General features: G+C 76.1%; 17 protein-coding genes. 9 read left to right on the forward strand and 8 right to left on the reverse strand.

The window, feature by feature from the left end; all coding sequences use genetic code 11:
- Positions 1-35: 35 nt before the first annotated feature.
- Complete coding sequence (locus ACWFNE_RS12015) at positions 36-1,094, forward strand: LacI family DNA-binding transcriptional regulator (protein WP_452122643.1); 1,059 nt, start codon at positions 36-38, stop codon at positions 1,092-1,094.
- A 7-nt stretch (positions 1,095-1,101) separates the two neighbouring features.
- On the opposite strand, the gene ACWFNE_RS12020 is transcribed toward ACWFNE_RS12015, so the two are convergent.
- Both ACWFNE_RS12020 and ACWFNE_RS12025 read right to left on the reverse strand, forming a co-directional pair.
- Positions 1,102-1,962: a hypothetical protein gene (locus ACWFNE_RS12020; protein WP_452122644.1), complete on the reverse strand. Its 861-nt coding sequence runs from the start codon at positions 1,960-1,962 to the stop codon at positions 1,102-1,104.
- Between the two features lie 162 nt (positions 1,963-2,124).
- Positions 2,125-2,823: a hypothetical protein gene (locus tag ACWFNE_RS12025; RefSeq protein WP_452122645.1), complete on the reverse strand. Its 699-nt coding sequence runs from the start codon at positions 2,821-2,823 to the stop codon at positions 2,125-2,127.
- A gap of 313 nt (positions 2,824-3,136) precedes the next feature.
- Here ACWFNE_RS12025 and ACWFNE_RS12030 point away from each other — a divergent pair, with 313 nt between their 5' ends.
- The 4 genes from ACWFNE_RS12030 (at position 3,137) to ACWFNE_RS12045 (ending at position 7,953) form a co-directional block, all read left to right on the forward strand.
- Positions 3,137-4,699 (forward strand): protein kinase domain-containing protein, encoded by a 1,563-nt coding sequence (locus ACWFNE_RS12030; RefSeq protein ID WP_452122646.1) that lies wholly within the window; start codon positions 3,137-3,139, stop codon positions 4,697-4,699.
- Positions 4,696-5,223: a hypothetical protein gene (locus ACWFNE_RS12035; RefSeq protein ID WP_452122647.1), complete on the forward strand. Its 528-nt coding sequence runs from the start codon at positions 4,696-4,698 to the stop codon at positions 5,221-5,223. The genes ACWFNE_RS12030 and ACWFNE_RS12035 overlap by 4 nt, the downstream gene beginning before the upstream one ends.
- Positions 5,224-5,383: 160 nt before the next feature.
- Complete coding sequence (locus ACWFNE_RS12040) at positions 5,384-7,564, forward strand: SpoIIE family protein phosphatase (RefSeq protein WP_452122648.1); 2,181 nt, start codon at positions 5,384-5,386, stop codon at positions 7,562-7,564.
- Positions 7,561-7,953, forward strand: coding sequence for an ATP-binding protein (locus ACWFNE_RS12045; protein WP_452122649.1), 393 nt, complete (start codon positions 7,561-7,563; stop codon positions 7,951-7,953). Before ACWFNE_RS12040 ends, ACWFNE_RS12045 begins: the two co-directional genes overlap by 4 nt.
- A 73-nt stretch (positions 7,954-8,026) precedes the next feature.
- On the opposite strand, the gene ACWFNE_RS12050 is transcribed toward ACWFNE_RS12045, so the two are convergent.
- A complete protein-coding gene (locus ACWFNE_RS12050; protein WP_452122650.1) occupies positions 8,027-9,739 on the reverse strand; it encodes a metallophosphoesterase in 1,713 nt (570 codons plus the stop codon).
- A 149-nt stretch (positions 9,740-9,888) separates the two neighbouring features.
- Entirely contained in the window at positions 9,889-10,173 is a 285-nt protein-coding gene (locus ACWFNE_RS12055) for a hypothetical protein (protein WP_452122651.1), read from the reverse strand.
- 567 nt (positions 10,174-10,740) lie between these two features.
- Between ACWFNE_RS12055 and ACWFNE_RS12060 the strand changes: the two genes are divergently transcribed.
- Positions 10,741-14,106, forward strand: a complete 3,366-nt coding sequence (locus tag ACWFNE_RS12060) for a glycosyl hydrolase (RefSeq protein ID WP_452122652.1) — start codon at positions 10,741-10,743, stop codon at positions 14,104-14,106.
- Positions 14,107-14,236: 130 nt separating this feature from the next.
- On the opposite strand, the gene ACWFNE_RS12065 is transcribed toward ACWFNE_RS12060, so the two are convergent.
- Positions 14,237-15,223, reverse strand: a complete 987-nt coding sequence (locus ACWFNE_RS12065) for a LacI family DNA-binding transcriptional regulator (RefSeq protein ID WP_452122653.1) — start codon at positions 15,221-15,223, stop codon at positions 14,237-14,239.
- Positions 15,224-15,488: 265 nt separating this feature from the next.
- Between ACWFNE_RS12065 and ACWFNE_RS12070 the strand changes: the two genes are divergently transcribed.
- The 3 genes from ACWFNE_RS12070 to ACWFNE_RS12080 all read left to right on the forward strand — a co-directional run bounded on the left by ACWFNE_RS12070 (position 15,489) and on the right by ACWFNE_RS12080 (position 18,994).
- A complete protein-coding gene (locus ACWFNE_RS12070; RefSeq protein WP_452122654.1) occupies positions 15,489-16,211 on the forward strand; it encodes an alpha/beta fold hydrolase in 723 nt (240 codons plus the stop codon).
- Positions 16,212-16,342: 131 nt separating this feature from the next.
- Positions 16,343-17,152: a class I SAM-dependent methyltransferase gene (locus tag ACWFNE_RS12075; RefSeq protein WP_452122655.1), complete on the forward strand. Its 810-nt coding sequence runs from the start codon at positions 16,343-16,345 to the stop codon at positions 17,150-17,152.
- A gap of 165 nt (positions 17,153-17,317) precedes the next feature.
- A complete protein-coding gene (locus ACWFNE_RS12080) occupies positions 17,318-18,994 on the forward strand; it encodes an LCP family glycopolymer transferase (protein WP_452122656.1) in 1,677 nt (558 codons plus the stop codon).
- 28 nt (positions 18,995-19,022) lie between these two features.
- On the opposite strand, the gene ACWFNE_RS12085 is transcribed toward ACWFNE_RS12080, so the two are convergent.
- The 3 genes from ACWFNE_RS12085 to ACWFNE_RS12095 form a co-directional block, all read right to left on the reverse strand.
- Complete coding sequence (locus ACWFNE_RS12085; RefSeq protein ID WP_452122657.1) at positions 19,023-19,487, reverse strand: hypothetical protein; 465 nt, start codon at positions 19,485-19,487, stop codon at positions 19,023-19,025.
- A gap of 43 nt (positions 19,488-19,530) precedes the next feature.
- Positions 19,531-20,973, reverse strand: a complete 1,443-nt coding sequence (locus ACWFNE_RS12090) for a glucose-6-phosphate dehydrogenase (protein WP_452122658.1) — start codon at positions 20,971-20,973, stop codon at positions 19,531-19,533.
- Positions 20,974-21,144: 171 nt separating this feature from the next.
- Positions 21,145-22,548: a DUF2252 domain-containing protein gene (locus tag ACWFNE_RS12095; RefSeq protein WP_452122659.1), complete on the reverse strand. Its 1,404-nt coding sequence runs from the start codon at positions 22,546-22,548 to the stop codon at positions 21,145-21,147.
- Positions 22,549-22,554 lie beyond the last annotated feature (6 nt).

A 22,554-nucleotide genomic window follows, 5' to 3' on the forward strand; every position in this document is an offset into this window, starting at 1 on the left:
TCGATAACGTTTTCGTACCGGTAGCATCACCGTCCGTGACGGAGCCTCAGCGGCGTCAGCAGCCCCTTCCCGGGGCCGGGGACCTCCACCGCGTGACGATCACCGACGTCGCACGCGCGGCGGGGGTGTCCGTCGCGACCGTGTCCAAGGTCATCAACGAGCGCTACGGCGTCGCCGCCCGCACGTCCGAGCACGTGCAGCGCGTGATCGAGCAGCTCGGGTACGAGTCGAGCCTCGTCGCCCGGAGCCTGCGCAGCCACAAGACGCACGTGATCGGCATCCTCGTGCCCGAGTTCGAGCCGTTCAGCACCGAGGTCCTCAAGGGCACGTCCCGGGCGATCACCGGGACGGGCTACGAGCTGCTCGCCTACTCGGGCGGCGGCCGGGCGGGTGAGGTCGTCGGGTGGGAGCGGCGCTACCTCTCGCGGCTCAGCGGCACGCTGATCGACGGCGCGATCATGATGACGCCCACGGTGGTCCGGACCGCCGGCTCCGTGCCTGTCGTCGCGATCGACCCGCACGCCGGCCCCGCGGACAGCCCCACCGTCGACGCCGACAGCTACGCGGGCGCCGTCCTGGCCACCGAGCACCTCCTCCAGCTCGGGCACCGGCGCATCGGCTTCCTCGGCGGGCGCCCCGACCTCGACTCCGCGCGGCTGCGCGAGGACGGCTACCGCGACGCGCTCGCGTCCGCGGGCATCCCGGTCGACGCGGACCTGGTGCGCCTCGGCGGCTACCGGCGGTCGGTCGCCGCGGCGCCCACGCGCGAGCTGCTGTCCCTCGCCGACCGGCCGACCGCGATCTTCGCGGCGAACGACCTCTCCGCGATCGGCGTCCTCGACGTCGCACGGGAGCTGGGCCTCTCGGTGCCGGCGGACCTCTCGGTCGTCGGCTTCGACAACGTCCCCGAGTCCGCCCTCACCGAGCCCCCGCTGACCACCGTGCAGCAGCCGCTCCAGGAGATGGGGGCGCAGGCCGTGCACCTGCTGCTGCGGCTCGTGCACGGCGAGCCGGGGTCGAGCACGCACGTGCGGCTGCCGACGTCCCTCGTCCGGCGCGGCTCGACGGCGCCGCCGGGCGCCCGCAGGCGCTGACGCGGGCTCAGAGGCCGGCCGCCCCCAGGTGCAGCTCGGCGAGCGGCTCGGCGTCGAGGACGTCGCCGACCACGGCGGCCACGGTCAGCGCGTGCAGCGCGGGCAGTGCCGCGCGCAGGAGCACCGGGTCCGGATCGGGCTCGGCGCCGACCAGCGCGGCCGTGACGTCGAGGACCGCGACGAGCTGGGCGTGCAGCCGTCCGGTGCCGTAGGCGGCCCACGCGCCCGCGTGCATCGCGTCGGCCCACCGCCCGGGCGGCCACCCGACGCGCGCGAGCCGGTCGAGCGTCACCTCGCGTCGGACCAGGGCCGCGCACAGGTCGGCGACCGCGTCGGCCCGGGGTCCGTGCGACCTCTCCGCCGGGACGAGCGGCGCCTCGGTCTCCCCCAGCGCCGCGTGCCAGGGCCCACCGAGCACGAGCGCGTCGCGCGCTGCGAGGTCGGGCGACGCCCACCACACGCCGACGACGCCCGCGGCAGCGGCGGCGGGTGCCGGCACGACGTCGCCACCCGCCACCGCGACACCGGGGGCGCCCGGCCACGCGGCGGCCTCGCGCGTCACGAGGCGGACGACGTCCGCGACGCGGCCGAGCCGGCTCCGCGCGAGCGTCCGCGCGGTGCCCGGCCCCCCGTGCGCGGCGTCCCGCAGCAGTGCGGGCGTCGTGCGGGTGCGGGCGTCCACCTCCTCGACCGACCGCCAGGCCGCGGCACGGTCCCCCGGTGGGGCGTCGAGGGCCGCGAGCCCGAGGTGCGTGACCGCGGCGTCGGTCAGGCGGAACGTCGCGCTGAGCGCGCCGAGCAGGTCGCGCGCGGCGGGGTGGCACGCCGCGTCGGTCGCGAGCACGGTCGGCGACGAGAGCGTGTACACCGGGGCCTCGCCTCCGCACGGGAACTCGGACAGCTCGACCGTAAACGCCCGGACGCCGACCGAGCGGACGAATCCCCCGTGTGCCGCGCCGCCCGTGCGGTGCGGCGGGCGGGAGTCACCCGGCCGGGCGACACGGGCGGCGGCCGGCGTGCGGCCCGCTCGTCAGGACCCGGCGCCGTCGAGATGGGTCTCGAGCTCCTCGCGCGTGATGCCGACGTGGTCGGCGATGTGGGTGCGCGTCAGGACGCGGGCGGCGTCGACGCCCCGCACCGCCTCGCGCACGAGGTCCGGGTGGACCGCCGCCCCGCGCGCGGCCAGCTCGCGCAGCAGGCGGTCCCCGTGCGTCGCGTACCAGGCGGCGGCGAGGTCGGTCCGGCTCGGCTCGAGGTCGAGCACCGCGCGGCACAGCTCGCCCGTCGTCGCGACGAGCCCGGGCCCGTCGGAGTGGGTGAGCCACGCGGCGACGAGCCGCGTCCCGCGCCGGGCGTCGGTGTCGTCGGCGGCGGCCAGGTGCCGGAAGGTGCGGCGCAGGTCGAGCGCGACCTGCATGCGCGTGTCCCAGTCCCACGAGCCGACCGCCTCGGTCGAGGTGGCCAGCGCGAGCGTCCACGGCTCGTCGTGGCCGTGCCGCACCGCCTCGATCGCGCGGAACCGCAGGAGGTGCGCGGCGCTCTGCCCCGCGGAGGCGGTGCGCCGCGCCGCACCGTGCCCGGTCCGGGGGCGCTCCTGACCGGCCTCGGCGGTGGCCCAGGCGCCGTCGTCGCCGGTCGCGGGCGCGGCGGCGGCCCGGGTGCGGTCGACGAGCTCGAGGATCGGGCCGGCCCACTCGTCGGGCAGCGGGGCGTGCGCGCGCGGGGTCATCGGGCGCCTCCTGGGCGTCGGCTCGCGGTCGGTGCCCGTCGGCGCGCGGCGCGCCGGGGCGGATCCCGGCAGCCTACGGCGCGGTCCCCGAGGTCGACCGCGAGGCCGCACGGTCGAAGGCCGTGCTCGAGGCGCTCGCCGCCCCCGCCCGCGAGCGGCGCGCGTGCACCCGCGCCGCTCGCGAGCCCGGTAGGCACGCACGCGGACGGGCGCGGCCGACGTGCGGACCGCGCCGGCCCCGCCTACGTTCGGGGGCACGACTCGCACGGGGGTGCGCCGGAGTCGGTCGCCCGTGCGCAGGAGGAGGAGCACCGTGGGAGCAGCACCGGATCTCGACACCCGCACCGTCCTCGCCGACCGCTACCGGCTGGACGGCGTGCTGGGGCAGGGCGGCATGGCGACGGTCCACCGCGCGCACGACCTCGTCCTCGGGCGCGACGTCGCGGTCAAGCTCTTCCCGCCCGTCGCGGAGGGCGCCGACGAGCTGCAGCGGCACCAGGCCGAGATGCGGGTCCTCGCCCGGCTCAACCACCCCGGCCTCGTCACGCTGCACGACGCGGGAAGCGTGCCCGCGGGCGGCCCGCTGCGGCAGACCTACCTCGTCATGGAGCTCGTGCCGGGTCGCACCCTCGCGGACCGCCTCCTCCCCGGAGCGCTGCCGCCGGCGCACGTCGCACACCTGGGGCGGCAGGTCGCGGACGCGCTCGTCGTCGTGCACGCGGCGGGCGTGGTGCACCGTGACATCAAGCCCGCGAACGTCCTGCTCGCCGGCGACGACCCGGTCGACCGGCTCGGGGACGCACGCCTGGTCGACGACGCGGGCCGCGGCGCGGGCGAGCTCCGGGCGAAGCTCGCGGACTTCGGGATCGCCCGCCTGTCCGACGGCGCGCGGCTGACGGTCACGGGGACCACGCTGGGCACCGCGAGCTACCTGAGCCCCGAGCAGGCCACGGGCTCGGCGGTCGGGCCGGCGAGCGACCTCTACTCGCTCGGGCTCGTGCTGCTCGAGTGCCTCACGGGCGAACGTACGTTCACGGGGACCGCGCTCGAGGCGGTCGCGGCGCGCCTGACGAGCGCGCCGGCGGTCCCGGGCAGGTTCGGCGCCGCGTGGTCCGACCTGCTCGTCGCGATGACGGCCCGCGAGCCCCGCGACCGCCCCACAGCGGCTGAGGTCGCCGTGCGCCTCGCGGTGCTGGCCGAGGAGCCCGTGGGCACCGGTGCGACGCCCGCGCCGACCATGGCCTCGCCGGTCGTCCCCGCGCCCACCGCGGGCTCGTCCGCCGTGGCCTCGGCGACCGTGGCCGCCCCGAGCACGGACCTGCCGAGCACGACGCCCTCCCGCACGGCATCCCGGAGCACCACCGCGCCGGCCGTCACGCCACCGTCCGCGGGCTCGCCGAGCGCGGCTTCCCCGCAGGACCCGCCGCCGGTCGAGCCCTCGGCCACCGTGGCTGCGCCGCCCGAGTCCCGCTCGCTGACCGCGGAGCTCGGCTCGACCGCCGTGCTGCCGGTGGCACCCGAGCGCGGCGCACGCGCGCGCGTCCCCGCGCGGCCCGGAGCGGACGACGTCCCGGCGGCCACGCGGGGCGCGACCCGGGCTGCCGCCTCTCCCGCACCGTCCGTCGCGGAAGCGGGACCGGCCGGAGCCCCCGCACCCGACCCCCTTGCCACGACGACCCCGGCCCGCGATGCCGACCGACGCGCACGGCGCGGCACCCGCCTCGCGGCGACGGCGCTGCTGCTGTGCGTGGGCGGCGCGACGTTGGTGGCCGTCCAGGCGTCGGAGGACGCGCCGCCCGCGCCGCCCTCGTACCCGGTGGTCGAGGGCGGCCTCGGCGACGCGCTCGCCGACCTGCAGCGGAGCGTGGAGCCGTGAGGGCCGGACGGTCCGGCGCCGTGCTGGCCCCGGCGCTCGCCCTCGTGCTCGTGCTCGCGGGCTGCGGCCAGGCTGCGGAGCTCGAGGCCGGGCGCGCGGAGGCGCTCCAGCAGGCGGTGCTCACGGTGTCCGAGGAGGCCGCAGCCGGCCGCTACGACGCCGCGCAGTCCGCGTTGGTCCAGGTCCGCGACCAGCTCGAGGCGGCCGTCGACGCCGACGAGGTGTCGACCGCGCGCTACCGGCAGATCGACGACGCGCTGGACCGGACGGGCGAGGAGGTCGCAGCGGCGCTCGAGAGCCAGGCGGCGGCCCGCGCCGCGGAGCAGGCCGCGGCCCAGGCAGCCGCCGAGCAGGCAGCCGCCGAGCAGGCAGCCGCCGAGCAGGCGGCTGCCGCGCAGGCCGCCGCACAGGCTGCCGCCGAGCAGGCCGCGGCTCAGGCGGCAGCCGCACGCGCCGCGCAGCACGAGCCGCCCAACCCCCCGAGGGGGCCCAAGGACAAGGGCAAGAAGGACGACGACGACTGAGCGAGCGGAGCGGCCCCGTCGCCATCCCTTGATCCGGGGGCCCCACCGGCCGATAGTGCCTGAGGGACGCGGCGCAGGTCACCGCCCTCACGGGCGCCCGCGACGCGTCCGACGACCAGACGCCCGGGGTCCCTCGGGTCGAGACCGGAGGGGAGCGTCCGTGCCCGGCAGCAGGTCCCACCTGGAGCCGTCCGAACCGATCACCCCGCCCGTCACGGCGCCGTCCGGGCGGACCACGCCCGCGGTGCCCGCCCCGCCCGCCCGCTCCGGGGAGCCGGCACCCGCCACCCCACCCCGCTCGGCCCTCGCGTCCGGGCTCGGTCGCGACGGCGTCGAGTCGGCCCAGATCGGCACCTACGCGTGGGACCTGATGTCCGGCGAGCTGGCCCTCGACGAGCAGCTCCTGGCCGTGTTCGGCTTCGGTCCGGGTGAGTTCGACGGGACGATCGGCGCGGTCGGCCAACGGCTGCACCCGCACGACCGGACCCGCGTCGCGCGCGCGTTCGAGCTCGCCGTCGAGTCCCAGGGCTACCTCGAGATCGAGTTCCGCGTCCTCGTCCCCCACGCCGACGCGCGCTGGGTGCTCGCGCGCGGGCGGCTCGTGCGGGGCGGCGACGGCCGTCCCGAGCGCGCGGTGGGGGCGGCCTTCGACGCGACGGCACGCCAGCAGGGTGAGGCGCGGACGGCGCGCCTGCTCGAGGCGATGCCGACGGCGTTCTTCTCGGTCGACGCGGAGTGGCGCTTCACCTACGTCAACAGCGAGGCCGAGCAGCTGCTGCGCCGGCCCCGCGAGGAGCTCCTGGGCCGCGTGCTGTGGGACGTCTTCCCGGAGACCCGCGGCACCGAGTTCGAGACGGGCTACCTCCGTGCCGCGCACACGGGCGAGACGGTCCGCTTCGAGGCGCACCACCCCGTGCCGCTCGACGCGATCTTCGAGGTGCGGGCCTGGCCGGGGCCCGACGGCCTCGCGGTCTACCTGCAGGACGTCACGGAGCGGCACCGCGCCCAGCGCGCGTCGGAGCACGCGGCGCGGCTCGAGCGGCTCAAGGCGCAGGTCACCGACCGGCTCACCGAGACCCTCGACGTCGAGCAGTCGGTCTCGCGGCTCGCCCCGCTGCTCGTGCCGACGCTCGCCGACTGGTGCATCGTGACCGTCGTCGACCACCCTGACGGTCCGGGTACGGCCCCGGCGATGCGCGACGTCGGCTTCGCGCACCGCGACGCCCGCCAGCTCCCGCTCGTGTCCCGGTACGCCGCGCGCCGCATCGAGTCCCTGCGCGACGGCTCGTACGTCGAGCGCTCGCTGCGGAGCGCGCAGGTCGTCGAGGTGCGCAGCGGCGCGACCGAGGCGGCGCGGGCGGTCCTGGCGCCGGGCGAGGCACGCGACCTGGTCACGCGGCTCGCCCCGGGCAGCGGCGCGGTGCTGCCGCTGCGAGGCCGCGGCCGCACGCTCGCCCTCGTCACGCTCTACAACAGCCCGGCCCGCGGGCCGATGACGCGCGCCGAGCTGCGCGCCGCGCAGGACCTCGCGAGCCGCGCGGGCCTCGCGCTCGACAACGCGCGGCTGTACCGGCAGCAGCGGCACCTCGCCGAGGAGCTGCAGCGGTCGCTGCTCGCCGAGCCTGCCGGCCCCGAGCACGTCCAGATCGTGGCGCGCTACGTCCCGGCGGCCGAGGCGGCGGAGGTCGGCGGCGACTGGTACGACGCGTTCCCGCAGCGCAGCGGCGACACGGTCGTCGTCATCGGCGACGTGCTCGGGCACGACAGCGCCGCGGCGGCGACGATGGGCCAGCTGCGGGCCGCCCTGCGCGGCATCGCGGTCGCCACCGGCGCCGGGCCCGCGGAGCTGCTCGGCGTCGTCGACCAGACGATGCACACGCTGCGCACGCCGACGATGGCCACGGCGTTCGTCGCCCGGCTCGAGCACTCGTGCGAGCAGGCGGGACGCGGCGAGGCGACGGTCCGGTGGTCGAACGCGGGCCACCCCTCCCCCGTCCTCATCGGCCCGGACGGGAGCGTCGAGGACGTCGTCGGCGTCCGCCCGGACCTCCTGCTCGGCGTCGACCCGGACGCCGTCCGGTCGGAGGCCACGCTCACGCTGCAGCCCGGGGCGACGCTCGTGCTGTTCACCGACGGGCTCGTGGAGCGGCGCGACGAGGGCATCAGCGAGGGCCTGGCACGGTTGCGCGCGACGCTCGAGGAGCTCGCCGGCCGCGATCTGGACAGCCTCTGCGACGAGGTCGTGGCCCGGATGCTCCCGTCCCGACCGCAGGACGACGTCGTGGTGCTCGCGCTGCGCCTCGACCCCGTGCGGGCCCGCGCCGCTGAGGTCGCCGGGTGAGGACCGAGGCGCGCGCGGAGCTTCGGCTCGAGGCCGACCCCAGCGCACCGCACCGCGGGCGGCACTGGGTCGTGCCCGTCCTGCGCGCGCAGGACGCCCCCGAGCCCGCCGTCGACCTCGTCGAGCTGCTCACCAGCGAGGTCGTGACGAACGCCGTCAAGCACGGGTCGGCCGAGCACGGGATCGTGCTCGCGGTGGACTGGGCCGACAGCCGCGTGACCGTCCGGGTGACCGATGCCAACCCGTCGGCGCCCGTGGTGCACCGCTCGGCCCCCGAGGACCTCGGGGGCCGCGGCATGGAGCTCGTCGAGCTGCTCGCGGAGTCGTGGGGCGTCGAGTCGCACGCGGGCGGCAAGACGGTCTGGTTCACGGTGCACGCGCAGTCCTGAGCGCCGGGCGGTCCACGCCGCACGCACGGGCGGGCCGCCCGGACCTCGCGGGCCTCGAGCTCGACCGTCCGGGTCAGGGCGTGCGCGCGACGAGGTCGTCGAGCTGCACGACGACCGGGGTGCCCGTCGCGGAGCTCGACAGGTACAGGTTCGCGCCGATCTCCCCCGCCGCCTGCAGCCCGGCGGTCGCGTCGGTCGCCGTGACCTGCCACGTCGCGGGTTCGGGGTCGCCGGCGCGCCAGACGCGCGCCCGCGCGGTCGTCGGGGACGTGCCGGTGACCTGGACGCGCACCTGGAGCCGCGTGCCGGGCACGTGCGTGAGCCCGGGGACGAGGGTCGCCGGCGTGAGCGTCGTCTCGGCCGAGCCCGCGGTCCGCGTGAGCGCGACGGCCACGGCGCCGGTCGAGCGGAGGTGCACCTTGGCCCGGTAGCCGCCGACCGCGGGGACCCGCCGCCCGTCGACGGAGACGTACAGGCCGCCGCCCGTCGTGGCGCGGTCGGTCGTGGCGGTGAGCGTGAGGTCGGTCGACGCCGAGGAGACGGGGAGCGCGAGGTCGCGCCCGGCCCCGGCGCCGAGCTGGACCCGCGCCACGTCGCCCGAGACGGAGTACCCGGTGCCGCTCGTGCGCCACGCACCACCCGTCTCCGCGCTGCCGAGGCCCGACGCGACCGTGCGGGTGAAGGTGTCGGCGGCGAAGGGCGTGCCGCCGGGGTCGGGCGTCCCGCCGATCGTGAAGGCGTCGGTGAACGTGCCGCCGTCGGCCCGCGCGAAGCCGGCCGTGAGCGTCGTGGCGGTCACGCGCACGTCGAGCACGCCCCACGTGGACGTCGCGAGCCCGGAGGCCGCCGCGAAGTACGGGGCCTCCGCGTCGGCGGGGTTGACGTCGCGCTGGACGACACCGCCCGTGCCGACCGTCGCGAACACGGTGCCGGCGCCCTTGACCATGCTCGCGTCGGCGTCGACCACGCAGTCGAGGTCGGCGGTCCCGGGGGTCATGCGCGTGCAACCGGTCCCGTGCCCGAGCTGCTTGGTGCGCTGGTAGAGGTGCTCGTGCCCGTGCAGCACGAGGTCGACGTCCGAGGCGAGCAGCAGGTTGAGCAGGTCGGGGCCCATGTCGCACGGGTACTGGCCCATCGACAGGCACGGGGTGTGCGAGCCGACGACGACCCACGGGATCTGCGCGGTGCGTGCGCCGTCGATCGCCGCGGCCGTCCACGCGTACCGCGGCGAGCCGGCCGTGTACGACGCGAGGCCCTCGGGGAACGTGAGGCCGGGCGAGATCATCACGAAGCGCACGAGCGGGTCCTGCGAGGGCACGTCGACGTACCACTGGCGGCCGTAGGTCCCGACGAGCCCGGGCAGCTGGTTGGGCAGGCACGAGGAGAAGTCGTTGATGTTGCCGTTGAGCCCGTTGGACTCGTGGTTCCCGGCGAGCAGCTCGAACGGGAAGCCGGCGCCGACGTACTGCGTGACCAGGTCGCACCACACCTGCTCACCGCCCACGGCGCCGTACGACAGGTCCCCGAGGGCGACGTTGAGGTCCGGGGCGAGGCTGCCGATCAGGCCGAGCACCGCGCGGGACTGGGGGCCCGCGCCGTAGTCGCCCGCCGTGGTGAAGTGCACCTCACCCTCGACCGCGGCGGCTCCGACGTCGGCGGCAGGAGCGACGGGCGGGCTCGCAGGGAGCCCGGTCGGAGCGCCACCGCCGCCCGTCGCGAGCGTCAGGGTGAGCACCGTCGCCGCGAGGGTCGCGACGAGCGGGGCGAGGGCGGGACGGTGCGTCATGACGGCCTCCGGGCGGCGAGGGACTCGCAGGACCCAGACCACCACGAACCGGCACGAAGCGGAACGGCACGCGGGGGTGAAGCGCGCGACCGTCGGGCTCCGGCCGGCCCGGCGAGCGGGCCGGCCGGCGAGCGGGCGGGCCGCGCTCGTCAGCCCGTGGGGCAGACCCACCGGCCGCGGAGGGCGACGAACGCGAGCTCACCCGGGCGGCCGGCGAGGGGCGCGCGCGCAAGCACGTAGTCGACCTCCGGAGCGTCGCCGGGACCGGGGTCGTGCGTGACGTCCGTGACGCCGACCGTGACGGTCTCCCCCGCGCGCACGGAGGTCGGCCAGCTGAAGACGTGGCCTTCGAGGATCCCGTCGAGACACGTGTACTCCGGCACCGCGGACCTCCTGGTCGTGACCTGCCCGCCGTCGTGGTGGGCGGCGCTCACGCTACGGACGCGCGATGAACGTGCTGTGTCGTCGGCGTGACGGCCCGGGCGCCGGTCCGTCGACCCGCGCGCCACCTGCGACGACACCGCAGGACTTCACCCGTCGCCGCGCGGGTCGAGGTCCCCGCACGGGCGCGGCGAGGTTTCGCGCCGGTGTCGGGCGTACGTCGAACGGGTGAACCGTGTGACTCCCATTGACTTCGGCGGGCGGCGACCACACGCTGAGCCATCACCTAGTGACACGATTCACCTACCGGACCCTCAGCGTGGAGGACTCCTCATGGGCAGCACGAGCTCGCCAGCGGCCGCACCGGCCGCCGCCCCACCCCGTCCGCGGACCGGGTCGGGCTGAACCACCGCCCGCTCGCGACCCGCGGGCCGGCCCAGCGCCGCCCCGCACCGCCGCCACGGGCAGCACGACCGACGCACCACCCCCGGCACGCACGACGCCGCCGGGGCACGACCCGCTGACCGGGGGACGCGGGTGACCAGCGGGCCGCACCGGCCCGTGGCGTCCGACGGACCCGTCGGCCGCCCTGTGCACGACCGAGATCGGGAGACATCCGGATGTCTGCAGGGAGAGAACCAACGCCGACCTGGCACCGAGCCCGCCCCCAGGGCCGCGTGCTCGTCGCGCTCGTCGTCCTCGCGGCGCTGCTCGCGTACGTCCTCCAGGCCGCCGTCGCGCCGCGCGCGCACGCCGCGACCGTCGGCGCCGGCAGCTACGCCGAGGGCACCCCCACCGGCGGGGCCGTCCCCACGGAGTGCAACGGCACGCCCGTGACGAACCCCCGGGCGCACGTGACCGCGAACTTCCCGACGGGCGCGGTCCCGACCAACGACTGGTGGACGTCGCTGCTGTGGCGCAAGTTCGACTGCGCGTCGATCTCCGAGAACCTCATGGCGCACCCGCTCTCGTTCCACGCGTACACCGACGGGCTCGGGGTCAGCTACCCGACCACGGCGAGCATCTCGGGGACCGCGACGGGCGTCAGCGAGTACCACTACAGCTACGCCGAGGACTTCCGGCTCGGCATCGCGGGCCTGAGCTCCGACGGCAAGGTCGACGGCTACTCCGACTGGACCGTCAGCGAGCTGTGGACCAACGGCAGCAGCAGCCTCCGCACGACCTTCGGGCACGGCCTGCCGTTCGTGTACGCCACGAAGACCGGCGGGAACGCCACGCTGACCGGCAAGGCCGCCCCGACCGTGTGGAGCAACGGCGGCGGTGCGGTCGGCTACACGATCAACGGGCACGACTACGCGGCGTTCGGCCCCTCGGGCTCGACGTGGACCGTCTCGGGCAGCACCCTGAGCTCCTCCCTCAACGGCGGCTCGTTCTTCTCCGTCGCCGTGCTGCCCACGTCGTCGGGCAGCACGAACGCCGACCGGGTCGCGGCGCTCAACGCCTACGCGCCCTACGCGCACAACCACGTGACCGGCACCAAGGTGTCCTGGGCCTACGACGAGGCCAGCGCGAAGATGACCGCGACCTACGCGTTCACGACCACGGCGCGGCAGGGCTCGGGGACCGGCACGGTCTACGCGCTCTACCCGCACCAGCGCGACCACCTCAGCGGAGCCACGCCGAGCGCGTACTCCTACGTCTCCCCGCGCGGACCGATGCGCGTCGTGATCGGCAGCTCGCAGTTCCAGACCGTGACGGCGTTCAACGGCGTGCTGCCCCAGCTTGCGAACACGGGCTTCCCGGCCGGCTCCGCGGACGCGACGCAGCTCGACGGGTACGTCGAGCAGGTCGCGACCGGTGACCCGTTCGCGGGCTTCGGCGACGACACCTACTGGACGGGCAAGGCGTTCGGCCGGATCTCCCAGGTCGCGCACATGGCGAACCTCACGGGCAACACCTCCGCGCGCGACCGGCTCGTCAGCTCGATGAGGACGCGCCTGACCGACTGGATGACCGCGTCGCCCGGCGAGACGACGCGCTCGTTCTGGTACAACCCGGCGTGGGGCACGCTCATCGGGTACCCGGCGTCCTACGGCTCGGACACCGACCTCAACGACCACCACTTCCACTACGGGTACTACGTCGTGGGCGCCGCGACCGTCGCGCAGTTCGATCCCGCGTGGGCGGCCGACTCGGCGTACGGCGGCATGGTCAACACCGTCATCAAGGACGCGGCGAACTGGGACCGCAGCGACACCCGGTTCCCGTTCCTGCGCGACTTCGACATCTACGCAGGTCACGACTGGGCGGCCGGCCACGGCGCCTTCGGGGCGGGCAACAACCAGGAGTCGTCGTCGGAGGGCATGAACTTCGCGAGCGGGCTCATCCAGTGGGGGCAGGTGACCGGCAACAAGGCGGTCCGCGACCTCGGCATCTACCTGTACACGACGCAGGCGTCGGCCATCGAGAACTACTGGTTCGACACCGACGACGAGGCGTTCCCCGCGGCGTTCGGCCACTCGACGGTCGGCATGGTCTGGGGCGACGGCGGCTCGTACTCGACGTGGTTCAGCGCCGAGCCCGAGATGATCCAGGGCATCAACCTGCTGCCCAGCACCGCGGGCCACCTGTACCTCGGGTACGACCCGGCGTACATCGGCCGCAACCTCGCCGAGCTCGAACGCAACAACGGCGGCCCCGCGACGGTGTGGAAGGACATCATCTGGGAGTTCCAGGCCCTGGCCGACGCCCCGACGGCGCTCTCCCAGTTCCGCGCCCAGGCGGGCTCGTACGCCGTCGAGGAGGGTGAGTCGAGGGCGCACACCTTCTACTGGCTCAAGAGCCTCGCCGGCCTCGGCACCGTCGACCGCTCGGTCACGGCGAACACCCCGCTGCACGCCGTGTTCGTCAAGAACGGGGTCCGGACGTACCAGGCGGCCAACATGAGCAGCAGCCCGATCACGGTGCGGTTCTCCAACGGGGTCACGCTCAACGTCCCGGCCCGGTCGGTGACGGCGTCCACGACGTCGGCCCCGGCCGACACCACGGCGCCGTCGGTGCCCGGTGGCCTCACGGCGTCGGGCACGACGTCGTCCGCGACCACGCTGTCGTGGAGCGCGTCGAACGACGGCTCGGGCGGCACGGGCGTCGCGAGCTACGAGGTGCTGCGCGGAGGCTCGGTCGTCGGCACGGTGACCGGCACGACGTACACGGCCACCGGCCTGTCCCCCGCGACGGCGTACAGCTTCACGGTGCGCGCGGTCGACGGGGCCGGGAACCGCTCCGCGGCGAGCAGCGCCGTCTCGGTGACGACGAGCCCGTCCTCGGGCGGCGACACCACGGCGCCGACGGTCCCCACGGGCCTCGCGGCCTCGGGCACGACCGCCTCGGCGACGACGCTCGCGTGGAACGCGTCGACCGACGCCGTGGGCGTCACCGGGTACGACGTGCTCCGGAACGGCTCGGTGATCGGCTCGACCGCGAGCCGGACCTTCACCGTGACGGGCCTGTCCCCCGCGACCGCGTACGCATTCACGGTCCGGGCCTACGACGCGGCGGGCAACCGGTCCGCCGCGAGCGCCGCGGTGAACGTGACGACCGCGTCGTCGAGCACCGGCGTGGACGCCACGTCGCGCATCCAGGCCGAGGCCTACAACGGGATGCTCGGCGTGCAGAAGGAGGCGACGCAGGACGTCGACGGTGGCGAGAACATCGCGTGGATCGCGAACGGCGACCACGTCCGCTTCGACAACGTCAACTTCGGGTCGACGCCGCGCGGCACGTTTAGCGCGCGGGTCGCGTCGGGGGCGGGCGGGGCGATCAGCGGGCTCGTGAACGTGCGGCTCGGCAGCGTCACGGCGCCGCCCATCGGCAGCTTCGCCGTCGGCAACACCGGCGGCTGGCAGTCGTGGCGCACGATCCCGGCGAACATCCAGCCGACGACCGGCGTGCACACGGTGTACCTGACGTTCGACTCCGGCCAGCCGGCCGACTTCCTCAACGTCAACTGGTTCACGTTCAGCTAGACCGGCTCGACCGCAGGACACCGGCCCGGCAGCGCGTGCTGCCGGGCCGGTGCTGCGTCGTGCGGGCCGCGGGGCGGGCTGGAGGCGGGCAGACGGCGGGCGGAGGCGTCGGTGCACGCCGGGCGCACGGTCACGTCGAGGCGCGCTGCACCACGTGGAAGACGTCGTCCGGGGCCTGCAGCGACACGTCCGAGCCGTCGAGGGCTGCGAGCACGGCGCGCGTGAGGTGCTCGGCCTGCGCGTCCGTCGCCTGCCACACCGTCGTCAGCGCCGGCGCCGCGAGGCCGGCCGCCGGGATGTCGTCGACCCCGATCACCGCGACATCCTCCGGGATCCGCAGCCCCTTCGCGCGCAGGCCCGCGAGGACCGCGAGCGCGACCTCGTCGTTGTAGGCGACGACGCCGGTGACGGGCTCGGGCCCCGCGCGCCAGGCCCGCACCGCGGCGGCCGCGGACGCGACGTCGAGCTCGACCTCGTGCGGCCGCGGCGCGGGCAGCCCACGGGCCTCGCACGCAAGCCGCGCGCCCGCGAGCCGCCGGTCCGCGAACGCGGCGAGGCGCTCGTCGGCGGGCGCGGCGTACCCGAGCACGCGGTGACCCCGCGCCGCGAGGTGCTCGACCTGCAGCCGGCCGATCCCGGTCTGCGGCACCGAGAAGCTCTCGGGGTGCGGGTCCTCGTCGAGCGAGCTCGTGAGCACCTGGATCCCGGCGCGGCGCATCGCCCGCTCCTCGTCCTCCGTGAACGCGGTGAGCCCGACGACCGCGCGCGGGGTCACGGCGCGCCACAGCTCGGCGATGGGCCGGCGCCCGCGGTCGTGGTGCACGAGCATCGACAGGCCCCGGTCGGCGAGCTCGCTCGCGAGGTGGTCGAGCAGCGTGTCGATGACCGGGCCGACCGGCCAGTTCGGCAGGACGCACAGCACGAGGTCGCTGCGGCCCATGCGCAGGGCACGGCCCGCGACCGACGGGGTGTAGCCCAGGCGCGCGGCCGCGTCGCGGACCCGCTTGCGCGTCGCCTCCGGGATCGCCACGTCGGGTCGGGAGTTGAGGACGTAGCTCACGGTGGTCCGGGACACGCCGCTCTCGCGTGCCACGTCGGCACCGGTGACGCCTGGCACGGATCCTCCTCGACGCCGCCGACAGCACGTTCAGCGGTCACCCTAACGTCGAGCCCGCACCCGGCACAGCACGTTCCGCCACCCGGTGCGGCGGCGATGCGGCGGCGGTGCGGCGGCAGGCCCGGGGTGGGCGCGCCGCGGCGTCCACCGTCCCGCTCGTGGGCCGGCCCCACCCGGGCCGCAAGGTCGTGAGGTCGGCCGAGGTGACGTGACGGGCTCGCTCTGGCACCGTCGAGGTGGGGGCACCGGGTACGGAGGAGATCACGTGGCCACGTTCGTCCTGATCCACGGAGCCGGCGACGTCGGCTGGTACTGGCACCTCGTCGAGGCGGAGCTGCACGCACGGGGCCACGACGTCGTCGCGCCCGACCTCCCGTGCGACGACGACGCGGCGGGGCTCGTCGAGTACACCGACACCGTGGTCGCCGCGGTCGAGCGGGCCGGGGTGGAGGCGGGTCCCGCGGGCCTGAGCCCCGACCTCGTCGTCGTCGCGCAGTCCTTCGGCGGCTTCACCGCGCCGCTCGTCTGCGAGCGCCTCCCGGCCCGCCTGCTCGTGCTCGTCGCCGCGATGATCCCCGCGCCGGGCGAGGTACCCGCGGAGCACACCGAGAACACCCGGTACGCCGACGACGCGTGGGACGGGTACGGCGACGAGATCGAGGTGTTCTACCCCGACGTGCCGCGCGCGCTCGCGCTCGAGGCGCAGCGCCGCGCACCCCGGCAGTCCGAGGCCCGGATGCGCGAGCCGTCACCGCTGCGTGCGTGGCCCGACGTGCCGACCCGCGTCCTGCTGTGCCGCGACGACCGCGTGCTCACGGCCCGGTACCTGCGGCGGGTGGCCCGCGAGCGCCTCGGCATCACGCCGGACGAGCTCGACGGCGGGCACACCCCGGCACTGAGCCGCCCCCGCGAGCTCGCCGACCGCCTGGAGGCCTACGCCGCCGAGCAGGGTCTGGCGGGGACCGGCCCACGCCCGGGGCAGGCGTGACGGGCGGCGTCCCGGCGGATCACGACGCCCGGCGGGCGGGCGCCGGGGCCACCGCGGGCGACGTGGCGACGGCGGAGGCGGCGGAGGCGGCCGGAGCTGCGGAGGCGGCCGGAGCTGCCAGGGTCGACGGCGTGACGGCGGACGACGCCGCGGCGGCCGGCGGCTACGACGCCGAGCTGCGCCGCTACGACCCCGTGCTGCGCCGCGCCGCGGCGGTGCGTCCGGGCGAGCGCGTGCTCGACATCGGCTGCGGGACGGGCCGGACCACTCGGGACGCCGCCCGGGCCTCGGGGACCGGGCGCGCGCTCGGCGTCGACGTGTCGGGGTCCGCGATCGCGCAGGCGCGGGAGCTCGCCCGCGCGGAGGGGCCGGCCGGTGTGGCGTTCGAGGAGGGCGACGCCCAGGTGCACCCGCTCCCGCCGGGCGGCTTCGAGGTGGCGATCAGCCGGTTCGGCACGATGTTCTTCGACGACCCCGTGGCCGCGTTCGGGAACGTGCTCAGCGCTCTCGCCCCCGGGGGACGGCTCGCGATGCTCGTCTGGCAGCAGGCGGAGCGCAACCCGTGGCTCGTCGAGCTCCGCGCGGCGCTCGACGGCCCCAGCGGCCGTGCCGACGCACCGCGGCCAGGGTCGGCGTCCGGTCCCGACCCGTTCTCGCTCGGCGAGCCCGGCGTGGTCCGCACCGTCCTGCGTGCGGCCGGCTTCGCCGACGTCGCCCTGACCGACGTGCACGAACCCCTGTGCTTCGGCCCCGACGTCCGTGCGTCCCTCGCCTGGGTCCGCGGGTTCACCTGCACGACGTCCGCACTCGCGGGCCTCGACGCCGCGGCCGCGACGCACGCGCTCGACCGCCTGCGCGGGACGCTCGCCGCGCACCAGCGCGACGACGGCGTGTGGTTCGACGGGCGCGCCTGGCTGGTCACCGCGCACCGCAGCGCCTGAGCACCGCCGGGGCCCTCCGGCCGGGCCACCGCGACGAGACCTCGTGCACGGCCCGGCGTCGTCCCCGGTCCGCCGCCGAGACGCGACGAACCGGGCGCGGACGGACCGTCCGCACCTTCGGGCGGAGCCTCGCCACGCCGCGGGGCCTCACGCACAATGGGCCGGGTGAACCCGTCCTCCGGGGTCTCGACCACGACGGCGGCCCCGGCCCGCCCGTTCGGGGTGCTCGTGGTCGGCAGGCGCAACGTGTGCCGCTCACCCGCCGCCGAGCGGCTCCTGCGCGCGCGGCTCGGCGAGGACGGCGACGTCGTCGTCCTCAGCGCGGGGACGGCGGCGACGCCCGAGGGCGAGCTGCCCGCCCCGCTCGTCGAGCACCTCGGCTCCGTGGGCGCCGACGCGGAACCGCACGAGGCGCGCGAGCTCGACCGTGACCTCGTGCGCTCGGCGGACGTCGTGCTGACGGCGACCCGGGAGGAGCGCGCCGCGGTCGTGCGCGCCGTGCCCTCGGCGATCCGGCGCACCTTCACGCTGCGGGAGCTCGCCCGTGTCGCGCGCGCCCTGGGTCCCGAGGTGCTCCCCGAGGGCGACGTCGCGGAGCGTCTCGCTGCGCTCGTCGCCGCTGCGGCCCGGCACCGCACGCCCACGGCACCGCGGGCCGCCGCCGACGACGACGTTCTCGACCCCTACGGCCGCGACGAGGCCGCGTACGACGCCGCGTTCCGCCAGGTGCTCTCCGCGGTCGAGGTCATCGCGGAGACGGTCCGCCCCGAGCTCGCCGCCGAGCACCCCGCCCCGGAGCGCGCCGAGCGTCCGCTGCCGGCCGTGCGCGCCCGGCGGAGCGTCCTGCGGACCGTCGTCGTCGCCGCCCTCGTGTCGCTGCTGCTCCTCGTCGTCGCGGGGACGACCGGCGCCCTCGTCGCGGTCGACCGCCTCGACAACCGGGTGGAGCGGTTCCCGGACCCGTTCGCGGACCTGCCCACGCGGCCGCCCGAGCCTGCTCCCTCGGCCGGGGCGTCGACCGCCGAGGGGGCGCTGACGGTCCTCGTGCTCGGTGCGAGCCAGGACGGCGCGGGCGGGGACGGTGCGGGCGAGGACGGCGCGGCCGGGGACGGCTCCGGGTCGGGCGGTGACGCGGAGGCGGACGTCGTGCTGCTCGCGCACGTCGCCGCGGACCGCCGCAGCGCGCAGGTCGTCGCACTGCCGCCGGACCTCCGCGTGGAGCTCCCGGGCGTCGAGCCCGCCCCGCTGCGCACGGCGGCCGAGCTCGGCGGGCCGGCCGGTGCGGTGCAGGCCGTCGAGCAGCTGACCGGCGTGCGCGTCGACCACGTCGCGCTGACCGACGCCGAGACGTTCGCGCGCGTCACCGAGACGCTGGGCGGCGTCGACCTCGACGTCACGGACGACGTCGTGGTCCGTGGCCGCGTCGCCGTCCCGGCCGGTCGGCACCGGCTGACCGGCGGCCTGGCCCTGGCGTGGATGCAGGACACCGACGGCGACGCCGCACGGGCCGAGCGCGGTCAGCTCTGGCTCCGCGCGATCCTCGACCGGCTCGGCCAGGACGACGTCCGCTCCGACCCGACGACGTGGCTCGAGGTGCTCGACGTGCTCTCGGGCTCGGTGGCGGTCGACGAGGGCCTCGACCGGGGAACGATGCTCGGCCTGCTCGCGAGCCTGCGCACGCTGCGGCCCGCGGACGTCCAGGTCGTCACGGCCCCGACGACGACCGGCACCGGTGCGGACGGCTCCCCGACCGTGGTGCCGGATCCCGGACCGTTCGCCGCGCTCATGGACGCGCTGCGCTCCGACACCCTCGACGAGCACCTGGCCGCGGCACCGGGCTGACCTGCGGCACCGAGCCTCGACGGCCCGGTCAGCGGGCTGCGCGTGCCCGGCCGCGGTCGATCTGCGCGCCCTGCGTCCCCAGCAGGGACCCGATCGCCACCATGACCAGGCCGGAGACGACCGACGTGGCCACCTGGCTCCCCCGCGGGGCGTCGTACGCGAACGGCACGACGACGAGGACGACGCCGACGAGAGCGACGATCCACTCGAAGTACGCGACGGGCCGGGGCACGGCCGCCAGGAGCGCGTGCAGCACGCCGGTGAGCGCCAGGGCGAGCAGCGCCGCGCCACCGGCGACGGTCGCGGTCGTGGACCACCCCAGACCCGCGACGTCCACCGCCACCAGGGTCACGTCGAACACCGCGCGCGACACGGCGGAGCCGGCGAGGACGATCAGGAAGGCGACGGCGGCCGTGGCACAGCCCGCGGCCCAGAGACGCGAAGCGTAGGGGCGTCCTGCGGTGCGGTTGTCCGGGCTGGTCGGGGCGACCATGGTGCCTCCTCGAGGGTGTCGTGCGACGGGGTCGTGCTGGTGCTCACGGTTGCGGGTCACGCCACGTCGTACCCGGGGGCAGGAGCCCGGCGGACTCCGGCGGTCCCCACGAGCCGGGCGCGTACGGGTGCACGGGCAGCCCGGCGGACGTCACGGGATCCACGACGCGCCACGCGGCCTCGACCGCGTCCTGGCGGGCGAAGAGCCCGCGCCGGCCGTCGAGCGCGGCACCGATCAGCCGGTCGTACGGGCGCATGTCGGTGCCGGCCTGCCGCGCGAACGAGAGCTCCTCCGCCGCCGCCGACCAGCCGGGGCCCGGCCGCTTGCCGACGAGGCTGAGCGCGACGGCACTGTCGGGCCAGATCCGGAAGCGCAGCCGGTTGACCAGCTCGTCCGTGAGCCCGCCCACCACGTCGAGCGGCGGACGACGGAACTCGAACGTGATCTCGGTGGCCGTGACAGGCAGGCACTTGCCGACGCGGACCATGACCGGCACGCCCGCCCAGCGCCACGAGTCCACCGCGAGGCGCACGGCCGCGTACGTCTCTGTCGTCGACGTGGGCGCGACCCCGGGGACGTCGCGGTACCCGACGTACTGGCCGAGCACGGCGTGCTCGGCGTCGAGCGGGCGCACGGCGGCGAGCAGGGCGGACTTCGAGGCGACCCAGGACTCGGCGGTGTCCCCCGTCGGCGGCTCGGCGAGCACGCTCGCCAGGACCTGCAGCATGTGGTTCTGCAGCACGTCGCGGACGGCCCCGGTCCGCTCGTAGAAGCTCCCCCGCTCGAGCACCCCGAACGTCTCCGCCATCGTGATCTGGACGCTGCGGACGTGGTCCCGGGTCAGGAGCGGTTCGAGGATGGAGTTCGCGAACCGGGCGAACAGCACGTTCTCCAGCGGGTCAAGCCCGAGCCAGTGGTCGACGCGGTAGACGCTTCCCTCCGGGAAGAACTCGTGGAGCGTCGCGTCGAGGCGCCGGGCGCTGTCCAGGTCGGTCCCGAACGGCTTCTCCACCATGACGCGCGAGCCGTCGGCACGGCCGACGGCGGCGATCCCCCGCGCGATCCTGTCGAAGAGCGCGGGCGGGACCTCGAGGTAGTACAGGAACCGGCGGCCGTCGCCCAGCGCCGCGGACAGGGCGGCGTACGTCCCGGGGTCGTCGAGGTCGCCGTCGACGTAGCGCAGGAGGTCGAGCATGGTGCGGGCCGCCGGGCTCCCGGGGTCCATCCCGTTCCGCCGGAGCGACTCCGCGGCGTAGTCCCGGAACTGGGCGAGCTGCCACCCGCTCCGCGCGACGCCGACGACCGGGACGCTCAGCACGCCGCGCGCGACGAGCCCGACGAGCGCGGGGAACGTCTCGAGCCGGGCGAGGTCGCCCGTCGCCCCGAAGAGCACCAGGGCGTCGACCGAGCCGGACGCCCGGGTCGCCGCCTCGGTCCGCCGGTCGCCGGCGAGTCCGTGGTCCGCGACCGGCGGGTGGGTCGGCATCGGCGGGCTCCTCCCTCGTCGCGGCACGCGGGCACGCGGGCACGCGCACGCGGCTCCCCCACTATGCCGACGCCCCCGGCGGCGCACGTCGTCCGAAACGGATGAGCCGGGAGACGTCCACGACGAGGAGACCGGGCGGAGGACCCGGGGCCTCGGCCGGACCCGGAGCCGTCACGGCGACCCGGCGGTGATCCTCCCGGAGGCTGCCGCCTCGCCCAGCGCGCCGTGGTCGCGCGCGTTCACGTCCGCGTAGGCCTCCGCGAACTCCCCGACCGCCCGGTCGAAGCGGTCGGTCGTCCCGAGGTACGCAGCGATGGCCACACGGTCGCCCGAGCGTGCGTGCGCCCGTGCGAGGGTCTGACCGCAGACCCTCGCGTAGTACGTCATCGCGTCGTGGGCCATCGCCTCGACGACGACGGAGCCCTTGCCGTCGCGCAGCTGGCGCACGTAGAAGTCCCGTTCCACGCCGTCGATCCCGTACGCCCGCTGCCAGCCCAGGAACACGTCGCTCGTCGCCTGCAGGAGCCGTTGGCCGAGCACGACCCGCCTGCCCTGGTCGTCGCAGCCCGGGGCGGGCGAGTAGCGGGCCAGCACCGACTCACCCACCTCCTTCACCTGGAGGAACAGGGGGTCACTGGCGTCCAGGCCCTGGAGCAGCAGGACCCAGGCGCGCGTGCCGACGCTGCCCACGCCGACGACCTTGCGGGCCATCTGGACGAGGTGGAACTGCTCGAGCAGGTGGGCGTGGTTCGGTTGCAGCGTCCGCCCGTAGGCGTGGACCAGCGCGTCCATCCGCTCGTAGAGCGCGGCGAGCGCCTCGCCCTCCAGCATCTCCTCGACGGGGACGAGCACCGGCGGCATGCTGCGGATGCGCGGGTGGCCGTCGACGACGGACGTGAGCTTCTTCAGTGCGTGGAGGCTGTCCCGGGAGCGCTGCTTCTTGAGCGTGGACCGCGCACGGGCCTGGCGTCGGACGTCGAGCACGCTCCCGATCTCCGACACGAGCTCGTCGGCATCGAGGTGCTGGTACCACGCGGCCAGGCTGCCGAGTCCCGCGAGGTCCGTCATCGCGCGCCGGTAGCCCTCGGCAGCGGACCTGGCGATCCTCCTCCCCTGCTTTCCGCTGAAGCCGTTCCCGCGCGCCGCCACCACGAGGCTCGCGGCGAGTCGTTTGACGTCCCACTCGAACGGACCGGGGAAGGTCTCGTCGAAGTCGTTCAGGTCGAAGACGTGCCGGCGCTCGGGCGACGCGTACACGCCGAAGTTGCTCATGTGCGCGTCGCCGCAGAGCTGGACCTCGAGCCCCGTCCGCGGGGCCCGCGCCAGGTCCGACGCCATCACCAGCGCGGCACCCCGGAGGAACGCGAACGGCGACGCCAGCATGCGGGCGTACCGGATCGGGACGAGCTCCGGGACGCGTGTGCCGGCCTGCCCCTCCAGGAGCTCGACCGGGTCGGTCCGCCCGAGCGGGTCGAGGTAGGCGTGCGCCTCGATCGGCACGTTCTCGCGGACGGACCGGCCGAGCTCCTCACGCTGCTGTCGGGTCAGGCCGTGGGAGGGCTGCTTCAGGAACACCGGGGA

This window comes from Cellulomonas sp. NPDC055163 (genome assembly GCF_053607065.1).